Raw genomic sequence first — 24410 nt, 5'->3', positions numbered from 1 at the left:
GTTTAGCTACGAGTTCCTAAGATTAGGGACTCGCTTGTGAGCTCACCTCTACGCATCTCTAGGCAGGCCTTTTTCGACACTACGGATCACTCGCTGTGTCTTACGGTTTGCTGTTGGCGTTTGTCCAGCTTGTTTCAATCTCTGCTGCTTTAATGCCCAATCAATATGTTCAGTTACTATCTCATCAAGGTCCTCTGTTTGCTTTTTGAGTTCGAGAGTGTCAATGATTGTTTGTGAAAATGGCGCATTCCCCAATGCTACGGCGATATTTCTTAGCCAACGTTTATGGCCGATACGACGTATTGGACTGCCCTCGGTGATTTTCAAAAATTCGGCTTCACTCCAGTTAAAGAGCGTGAGTAACTCAGGTTGTTTGAGTGGATCTCTGGTGTGAAAATCTGTTTCTAATGTCAGCGATGATTTGCTGTTGACCGGACAGACTAACTGGCAATCATCACAGCCATAGATGCGATTACCGATAAGAGGGCGAAACTCCTCGGGTATTGCGCCTTGTAGCTCTATGGTTAAGTAGGAGATACAGCGTCTGCCATCGACGATATAGGGTTCGACAATGGCGTTTGTTGGGCAAGATTTAATGCATGCCACACAGGTGTTACATCCTTCACTGACAGGAATGTCGACTGGAAGTGGCAAGTCGATAAGTAGCTCTCCTAAGAAGAACCAACTGCCAGCATCTTGATTGAGTAGCAGGCTATGCTTACCTGTCCAGCCGAGGCCTGCCTTGTCAGCGAGTGGTCGTTCAAGTATGGGTGCTGAGTCAACAAAAGGGCGAAAGTTAGGTTTACCTGCGCCTAAGCGAGTTAGCTCTTCCTCTATCATCAAGCCTAACTTTTTGAGTCGGTTTCGAATGAGCTTGTGATAGTCACGCCCGCCAGCGTAACGGGAGATATAGGCGAGGTTAGGATCGCGTAAATTGGTTGCAAAGCCAGCTTCTGGCGGGAGATAGTCCATGCGGGCGGATATGACTCGTATTGTGCCAGGGTGTAGCTCCTGGGGACGGGCACGCATCATGCCGTGGCTTTCCATATATCCCATCTCTCCATGAAACCCCTTATCTAACCACTGCTGAAGCTTAGGTTCCTCTATAGTTAAATCAGTATCACAAATACCTATTTGAGCGAAACCAAGCTCTTTTCCCCAATGTTTAATACTTATTACCAGTTGGGAAAGTTGGCTTGATGTGAGAGAGTCAAAGCTTGATTGGGTTAACACAGAGTTGGGCATAGGTAGCGTAAGGTTTAAGGAGTACCTCAGTATAATAACAGGTATTACTCTGTTATCTATACCCAAGCTACCTCAAGATGCTCGTTTCAGAGCCCCCGTAGGATAGCTGAACAAGGCAGTGATAGAAGATAATGGTTATTCCCTTGTTGATATCACTAACGCAGTGCAGGGATTCTACGGGAACTCCCGAAGGGCAAGGCGAGAAGCAACATTTTTCTGTGTTATGAAATATTGAATTAGAATAACTAGTCCTACTATTTCATGCCTTGAACTCTGTCACTTCTCGACATGCTGAATTCTGCATCTTGAAGTTGTTTGGGTATAAGTGTCGCGCCTGACTAATTGGCTAGAGAGATATTTCATTAAACCATCGTTTTGTTTATGTTTTGGGTTATCAGTTACGGGTGAACAGTTTTATTATTTACTGGTATTCGGTGCCGACGTCTCCGTTTGTGGTCTCAACAGTGTTGTAGAAGAGGTGTTATGGGTCGTTGTTTTAAAAGCGGATTTTTTTCTATTTTTTTATCTCTTCTGTTGATATGTCAATCGAGCGCTGATGAAAGTGTTGAGCTACGTCTGCTGACTGAGCCATGGGCCCCAGTTTCTTACGACGATGCAGGCATTGCCTCTGGTTTTGCTGTGGAACTTGTCAATGAGTTACAGCGCATTATGGGAACTGAACAGGAGATAGAGGTGCTACCTTGGGCGAGAGCCTTGTCGATTGCTAACTCTTTACCAAATGTGGTGTTGTTTGCTACCTCTGTCGATGAAGAACGACGTAAAAACTTTGATTTTGTTGGCCCTATTATTACCAGTAAAATTTCACTCTATGCAAAAGCCAATGATGACGTTGAGGTCAACAGCCTTGAAGAGCTAAGTCATGCGGGAAGTATAGGTACCTATCGAAGTGCTATCGGTTTAGAGATGTTAAAAGAGTCAGGGCTAACACAACTATTGGTATCTAGCTTCCCTCACCAATCAGCTAAACAGTTGATTAAGGGGCGAGTCAGGTTTTGGTGTCAGGCTGATATTGCAGTAGCAAGCTTACTGACTAAAGTTGGCGCCAGTATCGATGCGGTTAAACCTGTTTTTGTTCTTTCGGAGATAGAGCTGTATCTGGCTTTTTCAAAAGGTACTGAATTAGGGCTGGTTAAGAAGTGGCAAAGTGCGTTGGTGTACTATAAAGCTTCGGGCAAGTTCAAACGCCTATATTATAAGTGGTTTGGTGACTTACCCGTTCCTGAAAGGGTTGAACTTATCAGGCGAGTAGAGTGAATTTTTAGTTAGTACTCGAAATATGGTTACTAATCCGTTTGTTGCGTGTTAAATACTGCACGATTTCTGCCGTTGGTTTTTGCTTCGTAAAGTGCAGTGTCTGCTCGATTTAGTAGCTCTGAGAAGGAGGCGTCTTGCTCTTTTTCCGCCACTCCCGCACTGACTGATATAGACAATGTGGGAGATAAATGTGAAAGATCAGTTTTTGCGATCGACTCGACTAATCTGTTAGCGATTTTTATGGCTTGTTCAAGCGTAGTGTCGGGTAAAATAATAAGAAACTCTTCACCGCCGACTCGTCCGACAAGATCGGTTTTTCTCATCATTAGATTACTGATATTAGCAAGTTCAAACAGGACTTTATCTCCAATTTCATGGCCAAAATTATCATTGATCTTCTTAAAGTGATCAGCATCAAACAGTATCAGTGATAACTTACTGTTATTATCAGAAAAGTGTTTCTCCGCTTCTGAATATGTTTGTCTACGGTTAGGGAGTTTAGTCAGGTGATCGGTTAATGCCAGTACCGCTAATAATTTAGACTTTTGTACCTGCTTGATAGCAAAGAGTGAGATAAAAAGGATCACAATAACGGCTAATATAATTACAGCAAGTTGAAGGTATCGATTCTGTTCAAGGATATGTAGTTCAAGCTCTCTCGCTTTTTGTAATTCGATAAGTTGTTTATTTTCAGTCTCAATCTGTTCGGTGTTAAAACGTGTTCGCATCTCTGTAGTACGATTTGATTGCATTTTCGCGTCCAGTTCATTGTGTAGCTGCACATATCTTTCTAATGCCTGAAACGCTTTTGGCCAGTCGCCCAGTGAGGTATAAACTTGACTTTCAATCTGTGATAACTGGGCTAAACCTCGTTTGTTTTTTACTCTATTAAAAGCTGACTTTGCCTCTAAGAGTGCATCGAGTGCTTCACTTGGGTTCTCATCTATTAAGCTAATTTCAGCCTCAAACAGCTTCATAAAACTGTAGAAGGCTTCATCTTTTGAGGAGATGTGGGGACTTGCTTGAGATAAGTATTCTCTGGCCTCAGATATTCTGTTGAGTTTAATTAAGCTTCCAGAGATGTTAACCGCGATAGCCGATGCGCTAAAAGTGTCTCCCTGTTTTTGCCAGTGGTCATAGGATTTTTGGTAGTATTCTATCGCCTTATTATATTCACCCAACTCTTCGTAGGCGATGGCCATCTCAGTGATCATCGCTGTGGCTGCATCAATATCATTGAGTTTAGTGAACCTAGCTTCAAGCTGCTTATAGTATTTTATCGCCGTTTGAGGATCACCGAAGCGTCGGTAGCTGGTGGCTAGATCTGACAGGTTTATTTGACTCCAGTGGTTAAGGCCTAGGTTGTCATAAAGGTGCTGCGCAGTGATAAGATCTTCCAGAGCGAGAGAGAAGTTTCCTTGAAATGAGTGCATAGCACCGCGAATACTACGCCCATCGGCAATAAGCTTCAGTGATTCAATCTGATAGGCTCGTTGAATGACCTCATCATACTCTTTTAAGGCTTGTGTCACCTTGCCATCTATTTGATTAAACCAGGCTTTACAGAGTTGAATATCTAGATGGTGTTCAGGCGATTGTTGAATAAATGGATTATTGATCTGCTTGTTGGCAAAGTTGATGGCCAGTGTTCTCTGCTTTGGAGTATCTGCATCAAAGTTCCAGCAGATTATAGCTTGAAGCCTAAGATAATAGGCTCTATCTCGTTCGGATAATTGGTTCTTTAGGTAGGTTATCTTTGCGGTTAATTCGGTTTGAGGGATGGTTATCCCACTCTCTAATTCAGTTAACATCTGCTCAATGGTGTTGTAATCATCAGCTTTAGCGACAGGGTGACTAGCCAAAAGACACAATAAACAAAAGCTTATTAATAGTAAGAGGCCTGTTCTGTTGATCACGGTTAATTACCCTATGAGTTAATATTCTTTTTCAACTTAAGCATAGTTGTTAGTTTCAACCATCCGGTTAAATATGAGTTTGCCTTATTACTGCGTGTAAACGAATGTTAAATCGTATTGTACCCACATCTAGCCACTTGTATACCTGTTTGTTTCTTTGCATTTAGAGAGAGGTACAGGTATAAATGCACGCCTTAGTCGAGCCCAAGATAAATCATCAATATGAACGTTAGAGTGGTTAACAGAGACCATGGCTTAGCGTTAGCGACATTTTTAAGTCGAGTAACGATTTGTGTAAACAGTTTGACTCCTATTTTTTGAAACCATATTGAGTAAACCATGATAGAGACAACCCCAGAATATAAAGCACGCGTAGAGCAAGTATCATTAAACGTGTGTAATCTTGTTATTCCAATGGAGCAGATCCCACAGAATCTTTTTGAAGCCTACGCCAATCTATGTAATGAGTTATTGGAAGACAGTGATGAGAAGTTCATCAAGGGGTGGGAAGCGTTGCCAAATAGTGCGAGAAACTTGTTACCTCAGGCAGACTTTCATGGATTTTATATCGCTAATGCCTGGTTACAATTAAGCCGTGTTGCTCAGGATATCTCTGAAGTTGCTGATACAGATGATGCGATAGCGGAAAATGAATACAGCGGTATTTTTACTCGTATCTCCGATGAATCATTAAAAGAGAGTTCGAAGAAATTAAAGAAAGCGCGCACGAATAGAGCACTGCTTAATAGCATTCGTGCTGTGGTTGATGGAAAGTAACTCTATTTCAATTTGTTAGAATTGTGACATCCTATTATTCACTGACTTTTTGAGAACAAAATGAAAATCATAGCCGATGAAAACATGCCTTATGTACAAGAGCTGTTCGGGGACTTAGGGACCATTGAAACGGTGAATGGCCGTAGCTTAACTGCTGAAATGGTAAAAGATGCCGATGTATTGCTGGTACGTTCGGTGACTCAAGTCGATGCATCATTACTATCAAAGAATAGTCAGTTAACCTTTGTGGGTAGCGCGACAATAGGGACAGATCATATCGATACCGAGTATCTGGCTCAGCGTCAGATCTCCTTTTCAAATGCCCCAGGTTGTAATGCAACGGCGGTAGGCGAGTTTGCTTTTATCGCTATGTTGGAGTTGGCTAATCGATTTGGTACCAGTCTGAAAGATAAAGTGGTGGGGATTGTCGGCGCTGGTAATACTGGGAGTGCGGTGGCCAGATGTTTACAAGCCTATGGCGTTGAAGTGCTATTACATGATCCCTTGATTGAAAAAAGCGATCCTCGTGATTTTGTTTCGTTAGATGAGCTTATCACTCGCGCAAATATTATTAGCCTACACGTGCCTATCACTAAGAGTGGTGAGTATAAAACTTGGTATCTGTTCGACGAGAGTAGATTAAATAGTCTTAATGCTGACACTTGGTTATTGAACTGCTGTCGAGGAGAGGTGATAGATAACCGCGCTTTGATAAGCGTCAAACAGCAAAGAGCGGATATTAAAGTGGTGCTTGATGTATGGGAGGGGGAGCCAAATCCCATGTGTGAACTGATCCCCTATGTAGAGTTTGCTACGCCCCATATTGCAGGTTATAGCTTAGAGGGAAAGGCGCGGGGCACTTATATGCTTTATCAGAAGTTGGTGCAGGTGTTGGGGAAACTGGAGGAGAAAGAGATGATGACGCTTTTACCCACTTTTTGGACTGAGCTGCTGACATTGACCAAGGAGCCCTCTGAAAAAGCGTTATTACAGCTTTGTCGCTTTGTTTATGACCTTCGTGATGACGATGCGTTATTCAGAGCCACTTTGCTTGAAGATCCATCAAAAAAAGCCCCTGTTAATTCCTCTAATAACAATGGGTTTGACCTTATGAGAAAAAATCACAAGCATAGACGTGAATTTAGTGCGTTAACGCTAGCAACTGCGGGTCAATCTGAGGTAGATTGGTTGCTCAATTTAGGATATTCAGGAGTCGGTCGGTAATTATGTCGCAAGAATTTAATGTTGTCGTATTAGGTGCTACGGGTGCTGTGGGTCAAACTATGATTGAGATCCTCGAAGAGCGCAATTTTCCCGTCGCGAATTTATTCCCTCTTGCCAGCAGTCGTAGTGCTGGGAATACGGTAAGCTTCCACGGTAAACAGGTAGAAATTCTTGATGTCGATAAGTTTGACTGGTCTCAGGCTCAGATAGGCTTTTTCTCGGCTGGTGGAGATGTATCGGCTAAATGGGCACCAATTGCTGCAGAGCATGGTTGTGTTGTTATCGACAACACCTCTCACTTTAGATATGACATCGATGTTCCTCTTGTAGTACCAGAGGTGAACCCCCAGGCTATTGCCGATTTCCGTAATCGAAATATTATCGCTAACCCAAACTGTTCTACGATTCAGATGTTGGTGGCCCTTAAGCCGATATATGATGCATTTGGGATCTCACGTATCAATGTTGCGACTTACCAGTCAGTTTCAGGCTCTGGCAAGCAAGCAATAGAAGAGCTGGCGAGTCAGTGTGCTAAGCTGCTTCAGGGCTTACCCATAGAGCCAAAGGCTTATCCTAAGCAGATAGCCTTTAATGCGCTGCCTCATATCGACAAGTTTATGGATAATGGTTACACGAAAGAGGAGATGAAGATGGTCTGGGAAACCCAGAAAATCTTCGGCGATGAGAGCATAGTTGTTAACCCAACTGCTGTTCGCGTTCCTGTTTTCCATGGTCACTCAGAAGCGATACATCTAGAGACTCTGCAACCTGTTGACGCCGAAGATGTTAAGTCTGTGTTGCGAGATGCGCCGGGTGTTGAGCTGTTTGAATCGGATGAAGAGTATCCAACCGTGGTGACCGATGCCGCTGGATGTGATCCAGTTTATGTGGGACGTGTACGTAAAGACATATCACATGAAAATGGCATTAACCTGTGGGTTGTCTCTGATAATATTAGAAAAGGTGCTGCGCTTAATAGCATACAGATAGCCGAAGTATTAATAAGAGATTATTACTAGTTCTAGGCTGATTTATGCCTGTTTTGTTGAAAAAGCCTGCAATTTGCAGGCTTTTTTTATATTTGCACTTGTTTTTGAATTGTGAACAGTAGCAGACCATTGATTTCTGGTTTATAGTAATCTCAATAAATACAATTGCCTAAAGCTATGCTCCTGTGAGCTGCCCGCTACGCTTGAAAGGGAAGAATGAATGAACTTTCGCACTCCGTATCTAGTCGGTTTGATTGCCTCAATATTACTTGTCCTAGTTATCAGCTCCATTGAACAGACTGTATCTGCTGCTGAACCTTTAAAGATAACGGGTCCAGACGGTGAGGTCAGGGAGACCACTAGGCAATATGGTCCTACTCGCTCTTCTGACACGTTTTGGAGTATAGCTCAGAAGATGCAGCCTGATGCTAGCGTTAGCATCTATCAGGTAATGGGCGCCATTTATGACGCCAATCCACACGCCTTTACTAACTCAAATTACAACAGTTTAGAGAAGGGGATGATACTGCTTATCCCCTCTAAAGAGGTGATGTTAGCGATCCCTAAGAGCATGGCAAAACAGCGCGCGGAGCGAAATGATGCTGGTTGGAAAAAGATCACTGCAAAGCCTGTTGCAGCTCAAAAGCCGAGCACAACTGCCGCTGAGCCAGTAAAAACAGAGCAGCCAGAGTCGGCTTCTGTTAAGGCTGAGTCTGTAAGTGAGACACCGAAAAGCGCCAATGACACAGTGCAAAACAGTGATCTGCAGGCCAAGCTAGACGCATCCGAAGATAAAAACCTGCAACTGACAGATGAACTAGTGAGAGCTCAAGATGAGCTCAGTCTTAGTAGCAGTGATATTGAAGCCTTGACTGGGAAAGTGGATCTGCTCAATGAGGAGATTGCTGTTTTACAGGAGCAACTTCAAGCAAGCCGATTAAAAAATGAATCTTTGGCTGCAGATGTTGAAGCACTGAAAGAGAGATTGGCTGAGATGGAGCTTCCAGCTCCTCAAGAGGATGAGATCAAGTGGAAAGAGCTGATGAGCAATCCTGTCGCTCTTATTCTTGGCGCTGCGCTTCCTGCATTTATCTTCTTAATTTTACTTTGGTTATTCTTAAAGCGTCGTCGAAATGAAGGTGAGCAGCAGGAGAGTGAAGAGAAGAGTGTAGACGGTGAGGCTGAGTCGGCTCCAGCACCGACTGCAGAAGAGGCTGTGAGTGAGAGTGAAACTCCTGATGATATGGCTGTCCACCTTGATACAGAGGAGGATGAAGACTCTCTCGACTCCTTAATGAATGTCGATTCTAGTGAGTTGCAACCAGAAGTTGAGATGGAAGTTGACTCAGATCAGATGGATATGGCGAATGAGATGTTTGTCGATCCAGGTGAGACTGAAATTGAAGGGGAGAGCGACCTTGATGTCGAAGATGAAGGACAGTCCCTCGATGAGCTTTGGGCTGAAGCTATGGGAGAGCAAGATGGCGAAGGGGAAGAGGACTTAGACTCGCTTCTTGAAGACTTCGGGGTCGACGAGAAAGAGGAGACGCCAGATGCTGCTGAAACTGATCTGGATTCATTGCTAACCGATATCAATGAAACAGAAACGGCGTCAGAGCCAGAATCGACTGAACAGGAAGAGGACTTAGATGCCCTACTTGAGGGGATAGGTGAAACGGAAGTTGAGCCTGAAGCTCAGAGTGAAGAAGCCGATCTGGACTCACTTCTTGAGGAGTTTGATCTCCCCGCCGAGGAGAGCCAAGATGAAGACAGCGGTGAAGATCTTAATGAGGCGATAGCTGCAGAGCTAGCGGGGAAGGCTGATAATGAGCAGGTTGATGAAGCGGATCTAGACTCCTTATTGGCAGGAGTTGATGAATCTCAAGGTGATGAAACATCTGAAGAAGCTGAGCTGAGTGAAGAGATCGCAGCCGAATTAGCAACTGACACAGTTGATGAGCCAGTTGATGAAGCCGATCTTGATTCGCTGCTTGCTGGTTTTGATGAGCCTGAAAGTGACGAAAATACAGAAACTGCTGAAAGTACTGAGAGCGCAGAAAGTGCTGAAGTAACTGAAGTGCCTGAATTAACCGAAGACGCTGATTTAAGTGCAGAGATTGCCGCTGAGTTAACTGAATCTATCGATGAGCAGGCCGATGATGCGGATCTGGACTCACTGCTTGCAGGTTTTGATGAGCCTGAAAGTGACGAGAATACAGAAACTGCTGAAGTAACTGAAGCGCCCGAATTAACCGAAGAAGCTGATTTAAGCGCAGAGATTGCCGCTGAGTTAACTGAATCTATTGATGAGCAGGCCGATGATGCGGATCTTGACTCACTGCTTGCAGGTTTTGATGAGACTGACAGTGCCGAGAATACAGAAAGTGCTGAAGTAACTGAAGCGCCCGAATTAACCGAAGAAGCTGATTTGAGCGCAGAGATTGCCGCCGAGTTAACAGAATCTGTTGATGAGCAGATTGATGATGCAGATCTGGACTCGTTGCTTGCTGGTTTTGATGAGCCAGAGAGCACTGAGAATCTTGAGAGTACTGAAAACGCAGAGGCAACTGAAACTCCTCAGTTGGCCGAAGCTGCCGATTTAAGTGAAGATGCTGAAGACACCTTAGATGATGCGGATCTGGACTCTCTACTCGATGGCTTCGATGAGCCGGCTGAGGCGCTGCAGAGCGACGATGTACAGATAGAAGAACACGTTGAGCCTCAAAAGGATGAAGCCCTTGATGCACTACTGGCCGATCTGAAGTCAGTAGAGGAGGAGAAGCCAGCTCCTAAAGAGGATAACTTCTTTGGCGATCTAAAGAGCAATAAGTCAAAAAGTGATAATAGCCTTGAGTGGGACGGTGCATTAACCGATGCTGTTGATGTTAATGAATCACAGCCATCTGAGGTGGTTGATCTTTCTGATGTTATTGAAGAGCAAAGTGATGATGACTTTGATCTATCACTTGCTGACGAAGGAAAAATAACCGTTGATGAAGCTTTAGCGGCGTTAGATGCTCAGGAGAAAGCTGAACCATCGGCGAGTCAAGTTGATGAACATGATCTGACTACATTCCAAAAAGATAACGGCTTCATCGATATTGATCGATTGTTGAATGAGGCTGATGAAGAGAGTGATGAGGTTGATCAATATAAAGAGCTTGATGTTGATATGGGAGAGCTTGATAGCTTAATGGGTAATGCTTCTATGGTGGATGTTGATGATGAGGAGAACTCAGTCAACGCCAAATTAGATCTTGCCAGAGCCTATATCGAGATTGACGATAATGACAGTGCCATGGCCTTGCTTAAAGAGGTGCAGTTAGATGGTAATGAGAGACAACAAGAGGAAGCTCAAGGTTTAATCAAGACCCTCGGCTAATGTAGATACTCGTTTACTGATAAATGGCGCCAGTTGGCGCCATTTTTTTATCTATTTTATACATATACCCAAACTACCTGAGAATGCTCGTTTCAGAGGCGTTGTGCGAGTTCAATTCTAGACGCATTTGCGTAGGAATGGTTACTCCCTTTTAAGCGAATGCAACAACGAAGTGGGCTTGCGCAAAGCCTTCTACGATGGGTTTAATGCACTTTATGCTGCGTTATTGATTTTGCCAAGGGAGTAGCCATTACCTACAATCAATGCCTTGCCTAAAGTGCATTAAATTCCCACTGAATCCTGCATTTCCAAGTAGCTTGGGTATATGAGATTGGTATTTCATTATGTTAGAATCCCGCCCCTAAATAGATTTGAGCAATACTGCTGCTTTATACTGAAGGGTTGAGCAGTGGCTAGAAAGGGTTAAGAGGTTGTATGCGAGTAGCGTTAGGTATCGAATATGATGGCAGTAAGTATTTTGGCTGGCAGCGTCAAGTTGAGGTTGACTCAGTTCAGGCTCAATTAGAGAGAGCACTTTCCAAAGTGGCTAATGAACCAATTAGTGTTCATTGTGCTGGTAGGACGGACACAGGTGTTCATGCAACAGGCCAAGTTATTCATTTCGACACTAATGCGATACGTAAAGAGTCTGCTTGGACCTTAGGTGTCAATGTTAGTCTGCCTGACGATATTGCTGTGAGATGGTCAAAAGTAGTCGATGAAGATTTTCATGCTCGTTTTTCTGCTACGGCGCGCCGCTATCGTTATATGATCTATAACTATCAACTACGTCCTGGGATCTTACGCTCTGGGGTCAGCCACTATAGAACTCATCTTAATGAGAACAAGATGCATGAGGCGGCACAACACTTTGTGGGTGAACATGACTTTACCAGTTTCAGAGCGCTTCACTGTCAATCAAAAACGCCTAATCGTAATGTTCATGAGGTGAATGTGACCCGTCAGGGGATGTATATCTGCGTCGACATTAAAGCCAATGCATTTCTACACCATATGGTTAGAAATATTGTTGGTTCCTTGATTGAGGTTGGCTTAGGCCACCAAACTCATGAGTGGATCCCTGAGCTGCTGGCATTGAAAGATAGGAGTAAAGCTGCACCAACCGCAAAACCTAATGGTTTGTATATGGTTGATGTCACTTACCCTGAGCATTTTCAGTTGCCTAAGTTGGCCCTAGGGCCTCTGTTTATGCTGGATTAATCTGAATTATATTGCTCAATTCACTCCACTGTGTGGTGTATTCATTAATTAAGAACGATAAATTATGCCTAAAGCTCCAGCTACAGATGCCAGTTTAACGCTATGGTTAGATTACTTGCTTGCGATACACCCAACTGAGATTGATATGGGGTTAGCGCGCGTCTCGACGGTTGCCGATCGTCTTGGTTTGCGAGACTTAGGGACAACCAAAGTCGTTACCGTTGCAGGGACTAATGGTAAAGGTACCACCTGCGCCATGCTTGAGCAGATTTTAATGCAGGCAGGGTACACGCTTGGTGTATATAGCTCTCCTCATATTCTGAAATACAATGAACGCGTGCGGATCAATGGTGAGGATGCATCAGATAGTCTTTTAATTGAGGCTTTTGCTGCTATTAATGCTGCCAGAGAGGATATCTCCTTAAGTTTTTTTGAGTTTGCAACACTCACGGGGCTCTATCTGTTTAAAGCTGATAAGCTAGATATTATTTTGCTTGAGGTAGGCTTAGGTGGGAGGTTAGATGCGACAAATATTATCGATTCCGATATTGCCGTCGTCACCTCTATCGACCTTGATCATCAAGAGTACCTTGGGGATACGCGAGACTCAGTTGCGGCTGAGAAAGCGGGCGTTTTCAGGAACGGTAAACCCGCTGTAGTCGGTGAGCCTGATGTTCCGGCTAGCTTGTTTGAAGTGGTCAAGCATAAAGGGGCAGAGCTCTACCGCGTGAATGAGCAGTTTAGCTATCAAGTGAATAAACATAATAGTGAAGTGTGGGATTTTAGTGGAGTTAGTCGCGCAATATCAGGATTGCCTCTACCTCAGCTGCCACTGCCTAATGCAGCCACTGCGCTTGCTGTCATTGAGTTAGGCTGGCCTGACATCTCCATTGAGATAATCAAAAAAGCCCTAAGGTCTGCTCGTTTAGAGGGGCGGTTAGAGATTGTTTCTCAGCAACCATTAGTGATATTAGATGTCGCACATAACCCTCACGCTGCACGTTATCTGGCTACACAGCTAAAGCGATTTAAATCTAAACGTTTATTTGCGTTGTGTGGCATGTTAAAAGATAAAGATGCTAGTGAGGTTATCAAGGTGCTAGAGGAGCAGGTTGACCATTGGGCCTTCACTGCACTTGAGACTGATAGAAGCGCGGATCCTAAACTGCTACAGGCGGCATTAAGCGCTACAGCCTCCTCTTCACATTATGCTAGTCTGGGAGTTGCGTGGAGTGAGCTTAGTGCTTTACTTACTCCTGATGATGCCGTTATCGTGTTTGGTTCTTTTTATACCGTGGCCGAATTTAAAGCCTTGCCACTAAACTGTTAAGTATTGAATGGATTTTTAGGGAGATACATTGTCTAGTCATTTTCAGAATCGTTTGGTCGGAGTGATTGTTCTTGTCGCATTGGGGGTGATCTTTCTACCCGATATTCTCGATGGTAAAAAGGAGCATCAGGCTGAGCAGTTTGCAGAGATCCCCCTGCGTCCAGAAGTGGAATCACTTGAATTACCAGATCAAGAGTTTAAAACTGTTGACCTGAGTGAAAAAGAGCAGGCGTTTGAGCCCGCTGCCGATGAGTTAGATCAATTGGTGCAAGAGATTGAGGAAAAAGAAGCATCGGCTCAGCAATCTTCAACTCAGGTGGCCAATAAAGCCGTGGTTGAGAGTAAGCCCGTTGAAGTGGCCACGACTCAAGCTAACAAGCCCGCGGCATCGGCTTACACTTTACAGCTGGGCAGTTTTAAAAATGCCTCTAACGTCAACGGGCTTGTTAAGCAGCTGAGAGAAAAAGGCTTTACTGCTTATACATTACCGGAAAAGCCAGTCGATGGTCAGTTAACTAAGGTGTTTGTTGGCCCTAATGTGTCAAAGGCTAAGCTGCAAGCCCAAAGCGCTGACATTAAAAAAATTACTAAGTTGTCGGGCCGTATCGTGAGCTACGTTCCGACCGCTTCTTAAGCGCAAAGCGCTTAACCAGAAAACTGTGGTCAGAGATTGAAACAATCTTTTGCATCATTAAGGTGAGAATGTTTTCAGTCTCTGGTAAAATCCCGCCGTCTTAACTCCTTTGCTGGATTACTTTTTCAATGGTTTGGATTGATTACGCCATTTTCGCTGTTATAGGAGTATCGACTCTTATCAGTTTGCTTCGAGGCTTTGCTAAAGAAGCCATGTCACTTGTGGTCTGGTTTGCAGCTTTTTTTGTTGCGAGTCAGTTTTATCAAGATCTCTCCGTTTATCTCACCCAGATGCAAGATGAAATGCTACGTAATGGCGTTGCTATTGCTATTCTTTTTATTGCGACATTAATTCTTGGCGCCTTGGTAAATTATCTTATTGGGCAATTAGTCGAGAAAACGGGCCTTTCTGGGACAGATAGAGTCCTAGGTCTATGTTTTGGCGCCTTAAGAGGCGCACTGATTGTCAGTGCTTTACTCTTTTTTATGGATGCGTTTACGGGCTCGCCCAATACGGATTGGTGGCAGAGTTCTAAACTTGTCCCTGAATTCGGTGTTGTTATCCAGTGGTTTTTTGATTACTTGGAAAACACCTCAAGCTTTGTACCTAAAATATAAAATGCAATAAGCATTATATGCCACTTCATATACCGATTTAATCGGCTTGGAGTGGCTAAAGATTATAATTATCAGAACATCTTACAATGAGGAAGCTTACCCATGTGTGGTATTGTCGGAATAGTTGGCCGAACTTCGGTTAATCAACCAATTTATGATGCATTAACTGTACTCCAGCATCGCGGTCAAGATGCTGCTGGTATCGTGACTGTAGATGGTAATGCGTTTAGGTTGCGCAAAGCCAATGGTCTGGTAAAAGACGTGTTTGAAGCTAAACATATGCAGCGTCTACAGGGTAAAACGGGTATAGGGCATGTTCGTTACCCTACGGCTGGAAGTTCGAGTGCATCGGAAGCTCAGCCTTTCTATGTTAACTCGCCATTTGGGATCTCGCTTGCCCATAACGGTAACTTGACCAACACAGTCGAATTGCACGAGCTTCTACTTAAGCGACGTCGTCATGTTAATACGACATCTGACTCTGAAGTATTATTAAACTTACTCGCCGATGAGTTGCAGCAGTGCAAGAATGAGAGTTTAAGCTCTGAAGAGGTGTTTGACGCTGTTGCTAAAGTGCACTCATTGACACGTGGTGCTTATGCGGTAACCGCTCTTATTATTGGGCAAGGCTTAGTGGCGTTCCGTGATCCTTTCGGGATCCGTCCACTGGTACTGGGTAAACAGGAAACTGAACTTGGCACTGAGTATATGGTTGCCTCTGAGAGCGTTGCCCTAGATGCCGTTGGTTTTGAGTTGATGCGTGATGTCGCACCAGGTGAAGCGGTATACATTACCCTTGATGGTGAACTCTATACTCAACAGTGCGCGCACACGCCAAGTTATGCACCTTGCTTATTTGAGTTTGTCTATTTTGCCCGCCCAGATTCCACTATCGATAAGGTTTCTGTCTATGGTAGCCGCGTTAATATGGGCGCAAAATTGGGTGAGAAGATTAAGCGAGAGTGGGAGGACCATGATATTGATGTGGTTATTCCGATCCCAGAAACCTCTTGTGACACAGCACTTGAGATTGCACGTCATCTAGAGCTTCCATACCGCCAAGGTTTCGTGAAAAACCGCTACATTGGCCGTACCTTTATTATGCCTGGTCAACAGGAGCGTAAGAAGTCAGTACGTCGTAAACTTAACGCTATTGGGGTTGAGTTTAAAGGCAAGAATGTACTGCTTGTGGATGACTCTGTAGTACGTGGTACAACATCTGAACAGATTATTGAGATGGCTCGCGAAGCGGGTGCTAAGAAAGTGTACTTTGCTTCTGCAGCACCAGAAATCCGCTTCCCTAATGTCTATGGTATCGATATGCCAACGGCAAGTGAGCTGATAGCTCACGGCAGAGATGTGGATGAGATCAGTAAGATGATTGGCGCCGATGGGATGATCTTCCAAGATTTGGAAGATCTTGCTGAAGCCGTTCGTATGGAAAACCCAGAGATTAAACGTTTCGAAACCTCAGTATTTGACGGCAACTATATCACTAACGATGTGGATCAGGCTTATCTGGACCATATTACAAAGTTACGTAATGATGATGCTAAAGCGAATCGAAGCAAAGATATCGGGACTAACCTTGAGCTGCACAATGTGTGTCACCCTTAATCACTTTAGGGTTTAGTTACGTTAAATGATTTAATATTGCTTGATAAAAACCGATCTTAACAGGTCGGTTTTTCATTTCTAGCTATTGGTTCCTGTTAACTTTTCAGTCAGTTCTTTGGCTTTGTCGAAGTCAAAATTTTCAATCGCTTTTTCGATTGCACCGTAATCGAGTTGATGGCTAATTAAGGTCTGTTTGACTCTCTGTATCTCCTCTAATGCTTGAGTGTCGTAATTATCAATCATAGTGAGTAGAGTATCTAATGGAAGTGAGTCATCAATGGGCTCAATTTCATTTTGCTCTGTCTCAGTCTCTATGGCTTCATCATCCTGTCGTGCCTTTTTCGCCTCTATATAGGCGCTAAGAGTTTGCAGATGCTCAATAACTATGTCTACTTTTATCTCTTCTGGGTAAACACTATTATTGAGTGAATCCTCCATCTCCTTTGCCATGTCAGAGAGAGTCTGTGCTGCGAGGTTTGATGCCGCCCCGCGCAGGGAGTGGGCTGTACGAGTGGCCGTCTCAATATCTTTAATGATTATTGCCTGCTTAAGATTGATCATGGCTTCTATTTGGGATTGAATAAATCGCTCCAATATCTCCCAGTACTTTGTTTCATTGCCACCGATCCGTGAGATACCTAAAACAGTGTCGACGCCGGGCATCTCCTCTATGATGAGCTTAGTTTCGGCTTCTTTAGGAGGCTCTTCACTCTCAATCTCCTCTATTTCTGCCGAGTCGTTGACTATAGTGGGTGGATTAAGCACCTCTTTTGAGCCTAGGATGTATTTCCTAAGTTTCTCTTTGAGTATAATAAAGTCAATGGGCTTACCTATGTGATCATCCATGCCTGCCTGTTTACAGTTTTTGACATCACTCTCCATGGCGTTGGCTGTCATAGCAACGATGGGTAGGTCCTTGTATTTGCTGTTCTTGCGAATATTCTCTGTTGCAGTGATGCCATCCATTACTGGCATCTGCATATCCATTAACACCAAGTCAAACGTTTGTTCTGATAACTTATCAAGTGCCTCTTGTCCATGATTAGCGACCGTGATGTTGACATTAAATGGCTCCATCATCCCCATTGCGACTTCTTGGTTTGTTTCGTTATCCTCAACCAGAAGTAGAGATTTACCTGTTAGGTCTAACGTATCTTCCTCTATGGTAGGAGTATTTTTTCCTGACTCTTTCAGCCCTAAACTTTCGATACCATAGGCTCCCATGATAGAGTCGAAAAGTATCGATGGGTTGACAGGTTTGATAATAATGCCATCGAGTAGATGCTCTATGTCGTCGGTCATACCCACTTCTCGGCCATAAGCGGTAACCAAAATAATCTTAGGTTGAACTAAAGATTTTTTTTGGCGGATCTGTTTGATCGCCTCAATGCCATTAATGCCAGGCATGTTCCAATCCATAAAGATGATCTCATAAGGGGAGTCAACTTCATGTTCTACTGCTGATATCGCTTCTTGGCCGTTGCTGACTGCCGACGGTGAGAATTTCATCATGGTGAGCAGATTTACCAAGATATCTCTGGCGACATCATTATCATCGACAACTAACACAGGTTTGCCGACTAAATCTTTGATTGGCTTGTAGTAACTTTTTATTTTTGCATCTTGCAGTCCACAGTCCAGTGTGAATGAGAAGGTGGAGCCCTGTCCCTCGTCACTGGTTACCCAGATTTTTCCTCCCATTATCTCTATTAAACGTTTAGAGATGGTAAGTCCCAATCCTGTGCCACCATATTTACGAGTAATAGATGCATCAGCCTGAGAGAAAGACTTAAAGAGTTTATTCTGTTGCTCCTGTGATAGTCCTATGCCTGAGTCGCGAACATCGAACTGAAGGTTTAGCGTCTCTTCATTTTTATCCAATAGTTTGACTCCGACAACCACCTCTCCTGAATCGGTAAATTTAATGGCATTACCACATAAGTTAATCAATACCTGACCTATGCGTAGAGGATCACCGACTAGGGCGAGGGGGATATGAGGGTCGATATCAAACAGAAATTCCAATCCCTTCTCTTCGGCCTTGACTGCGATGATATTAGTCAAATTATCAAGTACTTCATCCAATCTAAAATCAACATCTTCTGTGACCAGTTTACCGGCTTCCATCTTAGAGAAGTCTAAAATATCATTGATAATTCCAAGCAGTGATTTTGCGGCCATATCAATTTTACTGACATAGCCCCTCTGCTTTGGATTCAGATCTGAGTTCAGTGCGAGGTGTGACATGCCGATAATGGCATTCATTGGAGTTCGGATCTCATGGCTCATATTGGCAAGGAAGTCTCCTTTGGCTTTACTGACCTCGTCGGCGGCTTCTTTTGCTTTCCTTAGCTCAACTTCCATCTGTTTACGCTCTGTAACATCTAAGAGCAGACCAACTACTCCGTTAGGATCCCCTTTTGTGGAGAAGAAGGTGGCTTCATAGACCATGACATCTCTTTGGATGCCATCGGCATTGACTAGGCGTGCCTCATAATCCAAGGAGCCTATATTTTCAAGGAGTTGTGCTTCAGAATCCTCAAACTGCTGCGCTGTTTCAGCTTCGAAGATATCCTTAGGAGTGGAGCCGATAATATCTGCTTCAAATAGACCAAAGAATGAGGTGAAGCTCTCATTTACGCCTATATATTCACTATTCACGTTGCGGTAATACATAGGGTTAGGTATCGCATCTAAGATCTGACGATTTAGCTCTAATTGCTCTACGACTTTCAGTTCAGTTTTCTTTTGCAGTTCGAGGTTTCGAGTCAGCTGTACTCCGATCGCCAAGTCGTCAATGACATCTTTTACCCAATGTTCAACCGTGTCATCGAGCGGTGTTAAGGTACCTATCTCTAACAAACCTACCGGAGACTGATTAACGATAAGGGGAAAGTAGTGCATTTCAGCTAAAGATAAGCTACTGCCGTTTAGTGTTATGGAATATTTATCTTTCAAATTCTTAAAGCGTCGATATACCTGCCCGTAAAGTATGCTTTTATGGGTTGAATCATTATGTGTGTATGATGTGGGGGAGTCTGCACTATAGCCGATCCCGGCAACCCGTTCTAAGGTATTATCATCGAGTACATAGATCCCAATAAGGGGGAGGTTTAATTTGGCGATGAGAAATTGGTTTACATCTTTACCAAGAGATTGAGTATTCTCCTTTCCCCTGAGCACGACACTAAAATCTTTTAAAAGAGAGTTACGCTTTAGCTGTCCGGCGACATTTTTAAGAACATGGTTTAATGCTTTATTGAACTCCCCCATCTCACCTTTAGTTTTCTCATCCAATACAAAATTGAAATTGTTTTCAGCGACATGGCTTATCACTGTCTTCTGCATATTTTTGAGAGGATGTATATAGAGTCGCCATTGCAGTACGAAGAAACAGAGGATACTGACAACAAATATCATCAAACTTAGGATCTGCATGGAAAAGAGTAGTGTTCCCTTATTGATTGTATGTGTGAGCTCCTCTTGGGCTCGCTCGTTTAATGCTCGGCTGGCAAGGCCTATGGTGGTCATCACTTTAGAGCTATCGCTAAGATATTGAACACCTAACAGCTGAGTCATTACATAGGAGTTGGCATTTGGATTATCAATTAAACGTTTAAGTGCACGGCGCTCATCAGCCGCTAACTCATTTGCTTTTTGCAGCGCAAGACTAAGTTGAGTCAACTCATAATCACGTATGCCCATTTTGTTCATTTTATCTATGATAGGGAAGCTATCATTAGAGGCAATATTCTCTAATTCAATGAGTTCAAATTCCGGATCTAATATTTTTTCCCAGTAAGTTAGCGAGGTTCCTTCGGGCAGGGTAGCGGTACCATTACGGGTTGCCATGATCTGTTCAAACAGAGAGTACCAGCGTTCATTTCCGGTTAATACGTAGAGTTTGGAAAATGCTGTTTGTTGATCAGTACTTAGTCTTAATTTGTGGATTAATTCATTCGTCGTGCTTAAACGACTGTAGCTATCGATGAGATGTTGTTTATTTTTTTGGTTATAAATTGAGAGCGTGATACAGACAATCAAGCTTACAAACATGAGTAAAAGTAAAGCCTTAGATGTGTAGCTTAGATGGGCTTTCGTCAAAGGCATTAGTTTACCCTCCTGTTACTGTTCAGCACGTATTTCCTGTTTCTGACCTCATGTAGCCTATTAACAGGGGTATTGCTGCTCTTGCCATATTACTGAGCAAAAATTGAATATTTTTGCTCTACTTTCAACCAAAACGGTATCGCTGACAGGAGAACTGCCCGCTCTTTTTTTTTCGGTACAATATTTATTTTAGACTTATAATTTAAATAGGCTTATTTAATTGTCTTGTGGAACTGAAATGACATCGAGCAGGGATATTTCTATCAAAGAAAATAAGAAGACAGTGTTAATAGTCGATGACACACCAGATAATCTGACTTTACTGCACGAGCTGTTAAAAGATGATTATCACGTTAAAGCGGCCGTCAATGGCGTGATTGCACTGAACATTATTAATAAGGGAGGGGTAGATATTATCCTTTTGGATGTCATGATGCCCGAGATGGATGGCTATGAGGTCTGTCGACGTGTCAAGGCTGATGAGAGTATCTGCGATATCCCCATTATTTTTTTGACAGCTAAAACCAGTATAGATGACGAGACCATGGGATTCGAACTGGGGGCTGCCGATTACTTGAGCAAGCCTATTAGTCCACCTTTGTTACTCGCTAGGGTAAAGACTCACTTAGAGATAAAAGCCTCAAAAGACTTTTTAAAAAACCAAAATGTGTTATTGGAAAGTAAAGTGAAACTACGTACTCAGGAGGTGGTGAATATCCAAAATGTGACGATTACTGCTATGGCAAACCTAGCTGAAACTCGAGATCCTGAAACTGGATTTCATATTAAGCGAACCCAGATCTATGTGAAGTTACTCGCGACCCAGCTTAGCCATAAAGAGCAGTATCGTGAGATGTTAACTCCCGCCTATATTGAGCAGCTTTATACCTCCGCGCCTCTACATGACATAGGTAAAGTGGGGATATCGGACAGTATTTTATTAAAGCCTGGTAAGCTCACTAAAGAGGAGTTTGAAGTGATGAAAACCCATGCTTACTTAGGGTTTAAATCATTAGAGGCGGCTGAGAAACACATGGATCAGTCTGATACATTTTTGCATATCGCTAAGGATATCGCTCATTACCATCATGAAAAATGGGATGGATCAGGTTATCCAGATGGCTTAATTGGAGATGAGATCCCCTTGAGTGCCCGTATGATGGCGATTGCCGATGTGTACGATGCCCTCATTAGTAAACGAGTGTACAAAGATGCGATGACCCATGAAACCGCATTGAATATTATCAAGGAGGGGAAGGGAAACCATTTTGATCCAGAGTTAATTGAGGCCTTTTTAGAGGTTGAAGACGATTTCTATGAGGTTGCATCTAAATACAGAGATGAAAATTAGAGAGAGTACAAGTTAGGCTCTCTTTTGTTCTAACTCCTTAATACATGGCTAACTAACATGTACACACCAGACTAACATCCAAACTGCGAACAAAAATGTCACTGCGCCGCGGTTAAGCCTATGTTTCATACTTAATCCTACTAAGGTGCTGACACAGGTAAGGGCTATCTGCATAGTCAGTAATAACATCAACTCAAAAATTTTGTTGTCCGTTACAAAAGGTAAAACAAGCAGTGCAACGGCAGTAACAAGCAGAAAATGATAGAGAAGTAGGTTATTCAGACTACTGCCAGAGATGGGAGTGGTTGCTATCATCAGGTGTCCTTTCGTCAGTCAGAGAATATCTTGGAAAGATTATCATTCAAATGAGAACCATTCTCAATTGAATTTACATTAGATCCTTTCATCATTGCAGGGAGATAGACTTTAGGCTAAAGTTACTGGTAATTTATACAGTGTTCGGTGTTTTGTTTATGATCCTCTATATCGCAGAGAAACCCTCCCTTGGTCGGGCGATTGCCGACGTGTTGCCTAAGCCTCACAAAAAAGGTGACGGGCACATTATTGCTGCCAATGGAGATTGTGTTTCCTGGTGTATTGGCCATCTTCTGGAGCAAGCCGAGCCAGATGCCTACGACCCTGAGTTTAAATCGTGGAAGTTTGAGCATCTACCAATTGTTCCTGATAGCTGGAAAATGAAAGCTAAGCCGAAAACTCGCTCACAACTGACTATTTTAAAAGGCTTAGTTAAGCAAGCTTCACAACTTGTTAATGCGGGAGATCCTGATAGAGAGGGTCAACTTCTGGTCGATGAGGTGATCGCTCACTTTGGCGTTAAAGGGGATAAATTACATCAAACTAAACGCTTGTTGATAAGCGATCTGAATCCACAAGCGGTAAAGAGAGCCTTAGGACAGATGCGCAGTAATCGTGAGTTTATTCCTCTATCCACCTCTGCATTAGCCCGTTCACGGGCAGACTGGTTATACGGATTAAATATGACACGGGCATACACGATTCAAGGGCGCAAAGTCGGTTATCAAGGTGTACTCTCCGTGGGCCGTGTACAGACCCCGTTACTTGGTTTAGTGGTTCGCCGTGATGAGGAGATCGCTAGTTTCGTCTCTAAACCTTTCTTTGAGGTGTTAGCCAATCTTAGTACTGAGCACAATGAACACTTTAAGGCGAAATGGCAGCCCAGCGAAGCATGCCAAGCTTATATGGATGAAGAGGGCAGAGTGCTCTCTAAAGGTCTAGCGCAAAACGTCGTTGGCAGGATCACTGAGCAGCCAGCTTCTGTTGTGGGTCTAGAGAGTAAAGATAAGAAGCAGAATCAGCCACTGCCCTATAATCTTTCATCTTTGCAGATAGATGCTGCTAAGCGTTTTGGCATGAGCGCCAAGGAGGTATTGGATACCTGTCAGGCGCTCTATGAGAAACATAAACTGATCACCTATCCCAGATCCGATAGCAGGTATCTACCTGCTGAGCAGTTTGCGATGGCCCCTTCTGTGATTAAAGCTGTGTTAAGTGGGGCAAGCGAGTTAGTAATAGGGCTAGAACAGCCTGACTCTAAAATTAAGTCCAAGGCGTGGAATGATAAGAAAGTGGATGCACACCACGCCATTATTCCCACAGAGAAAACGGCAAATTTAACAGGGTTAACGCCAAGGGAGAGGCAGATATATCTGCAGTTGGCTCGCCAGTATCTGGCGCAGTTTTATGGCCCTTACCTGTACCATGAAACCTTGGTTGAGGTTGAGATTGCGGGAGGCAAGTTTAAAACTAAGGCTAAGCAAGATAAATCCCTAGGGTGGAAACAGCTTTTCGTTAGAAAGGGTGATAAGCAGGAGGAGAAGGGGAGCAGTGTTGGCAACAGTAGCGATGATGACTCAGACACTTTGCAAAAGCTACCTCTGCTTAAAAAGGGTCAAGCCCTCCATTCTGGTCAAGGTGAGCTCATTGAGAAGCAGACTCAAGCCCCTAAGCACTTTACCGATGCGACTCTGCTCGGTGCTATGACAGGGATAAATCGCTATGTTACCGATCCTGAGATCCGCAAGATTTTAAAAGACACCGATGGTCTTGGTACTGAGGCCACACGTGCAGGGATTATTGAACTGCTGTTTAAGCGAAATTACTTAAGCAGGAGTGGTAAATCCATTGTTGCAACAGATGTCGGAAAGGGGCTGATTAATAGCCTGCCAATGAGTGCAACCACGCCAGATATGACTGCACTTTGGGAGAGTAACTTGGATGCTATTAGCCGCAAAGAGGCCAAATATATTAATTTTATGGCGCCACTGGTAGACTCTCTTGCTCAGCTTATTAACCAAGCTGGTGCTCAACTGCCTACGTCGTTACAAGGTGTTAAAGCTCCTAAATCAAGCTTTAAAAAAAGGACGTACGGTAAAAAGAGCACCACGACGAAGAAAAGTAAAAAGAGAACCGTTAAAGCAAGTTAGCGTTAATGTCTACTTTTTGCTCGCATGAACACCTGCCTCACTCCTGTTTTTCACTGAGGCTCTTTCATCTCATGACTTATACTGATTGGTGTTAGATGAAGATTGACCTTAAGATCTTTTGTTAAAACGATATTTAAAATTGACCACGAAATATCAAGAATAGTGTTAACGATATCTCGTGGTTTAGCGATCAACATCATAAATAGAGTGCAAACTCTTCTCTTTTCCCTCCTTGGCACACTCACTGCTTTATCTCA

16 protein-coding genes are annotated in these 24410 nt (G+C 43.5%); 12 read left to right on the top strand and 4 right to left on the bottom strand.

The window, feature by feature from the left end:
• Window positions 1-48 precede the first annotated feature (48 nt).
• Window positions 49-1245 carry a tRNA epoxyqueuosine(34) reductase QueG gene (queG, locus tag K0625_RS00780; RefSeq protein ID WP_220107922.1) on the bottom strand — a complete coding sequence of 399 codons (1197 nt, stop codon included), beginning with the start codon at window positions 1243-1245 and terminating at the stop codon, window positions 49-51.
• A 483-nt stretch (window positions 1246-1728) separates the two neighbouring features.
• Between queG and K0625_RS00775 the strand changes: the two genes are divergently transcribed.
• Window positions 1729-2520, top strand: coding sequence for a substrate-binding periplasmic protein (locus K0625_RS00775; RefSeq protein ID WP_220107921.1), 792 nt, complete (start codon window positions 1729-1731; stop codon window positions 2518-2520).
• Between the two features lie 29 nt (window positions 2521-2549).
• Here K0625_RS00775 and K0625_RS00770 read toward each other — a convergent pair whose 3' ends face one another.
• Window positions 2550-4382, bottom strand: coding sequence for a tetratricopeptide repeat-containing diguanylate cyclase (locus K0625_RS00770; protein WP_232846861.1), 1833 nt, complete (start codon window positions 4380-4382; stop codon window positions 2550-2552).
• A 393-nt stretch (window positions 4383-4775) separates the two neighbouring features.
• Here K0625_RS00770 and K0625_RS00765 point away from each other — a divergent pair, with 393 nt between their 5' ends.
• The 9 genes from K0625_RS00765 (at window position 4776) to purF (ending at window position 16227) form a co-directional block, all read left to right on the top strand.
• Entirely contained in the window at window positions 4776-5213 is a 438-nt protein-coding gene (locus tag K0625_RS00765) for a DUF3069 domain-containing protein (RefSeq protein WP_220107919.1), read from the top strand.
• 60 nt (window positions 5214-5273) lie between these two features.
• The gene (locus K0625_RS00760; protein WP_220107918.1) at window positions 5274-6437 is read left to right on the top strand and encodes a 4-phosphoerythronate dehydrogenase; all 1164 of its coding nucleotides are present in this window, start codon (window positions 5274-5276) and stop codon (window positions 6435-6437) included.
• A 2-nt stretch (window positions 6438-6439) separates the two neighbouring features.
• Window positions 6440-7456 carry an aspartate-semialdehyde dehydrogenase gene (locus tag K0625_RS00755; RefSeq protein WP_012325593.1) on the top strand — a complete coding sequence of 339 codons (1017 nt, stop codon included), beginning with the start codon at window positions 6440-6442 and terminating at the stop codon, window positions 7454-7456.
• A gap of 190 nt (window positions 7457-7646) precedes the next feature.
• Window positions 7647-10808, top strand: a complete 3162-nt coding sequence (locus K0625_RS00750; protein WP_220107917.1) for a FimV/HubP family polar landmark protein — start codon at window positions 7647-7649, stop codon at window positions 10806-10808.
• A 435-nt stretch (window positions 10809-11243) separates the two neighbouring features.
• Window positions 11244-12029, top strand: a complete 786-nt coding sequence (gene truA, locus K0625_RS00745) for a tRNA pseudouridine(38-40) synthase TruA (RefSeq protein WP_220107916.1) — start codon at window positions 11244-11246, stop codon at window positions 12027-12029.
• Window positions 12030-12093: 64 nt separating this feature from the next.
• The gene (gene folC, locus K0625_RS00740; RefSeq protein WP_220107915.1) at window positions 12094-13359 is read left to right on the top strand and encodes a bifunctional tetrahydrofolate synthase/dihydrofolate synthase; all 1266 of its coding nucleotides are present in this window, start codon (window positions 12094-12096) and stop codon (window positions 13357-13359) included.
• Between the two features lie 28 nt (window positions 13360-13387).
• Entirely contained in the window at window positions 13388-13993 is a 606-nt protein-coding gene (locus tag K0625_RS00735) for an SPOR domain-containing protein (RefSeq protein ID WP_220107914.1), read from the top strand.
• A gap of 128 nt (window positions 13994-14121) precedes the next feature.
• On the top strand, window positions 14122-14610 hold the full coding sequence (locus K0625_RS00730; protein WP_220107913.1) for a CvpA family protein: 489 nt from the start codon (window positions 14122-14124) through the stop codon (window positions 14608-14610).
• A 102-nt stretch (window positions 14611-14712) separates the two neighbouring features.
• Window positions 14713-16227, top strand: a complete 1515-nt coding sequence (purF, locus tag K0625_RS00725; protein ID WP_220107912.1) for an amidophosphoribosyltransferase — start codon at window positions 14713-14715, stop codon at window positions 16225-16227.
• Window positions 16228-16305: 78 nt separating this feature from the next.
• Here purF and K0625_RS00720 read toward each other — a convergent pair whose 3' ends face one another.
• On the bottom strand, window positions 16306-20337 hold the full coding sequence (locus tag K0625_RS00720) for a PAS domain-containing hybrid sensor histidine kinase/response regulator (RefSeq protein WP_220107911.1): 4032 nt from the start codon (window positions 20335-20337) through the stop codon (window positions 16306-16308).
• A gap of 238 nt (window positions 20338-20575) precedes the next feature.
• Here K0625_RS00720 and K0625_RS00715 point away from each other — a divergent pair, with 238 nt between their 5' ends.
• A complete protein-coding gene (locus K0625_RS00715) occupies window positions 20576-21688 on the top strand; it encodes an HD-GYP domain-containing protein (protein ID WP_220107910.1) in 1113 nt (370 codons plus the stop codon).
• Window positions 21689-21736: 48 nt separating this feature from the next.
• On the opposite strand, the gene K0625_RS00710 is transcribed toward K0625_RS00715, so the two are convergent.
• A complete protein-coding gene (locus tag K0625_RS00710) occupies window positions 21737-22003 on the bottom strand; it encodes a hypothetical protein (RefSeq protein ID WP_220107909.1) in 267 nt (88 codons plus the stop codon).
• A gap of 158 nt (window positions 22004-22161) precedes the next feature.
• Between K0625_RS00710 and K0625_RS00705 the strand changes: the two genes are divergently transcribed.
• Window positions 22162-24153, top strand: coding sequence for a DNA topoisomerase III (locus K0625_RS00705; RefSeq protein WP_220107908.1), 1992 nt, complete (start codon window positions 22162-22164; stop codon window positions 24151-24153).
• Window positions 24154-24410 lie beyond the last annotated feature (257 nt).

This window comes from Shewanella nanhaiensis (assembly GCF_019457885.1).
Classification (GTDB): domain Bacteria; phylum Pseudomonadota; class Gammaproteobacteria; order Enterobacterales; family Shewanellaceae; genus Shewanella; species Shewanella nanhaiensis.
The sequence above is the reverse complement of the archived record's forward strand: the minus strand, read 5'-3'. Positions and strand labels throughout refer to the sequence as shown.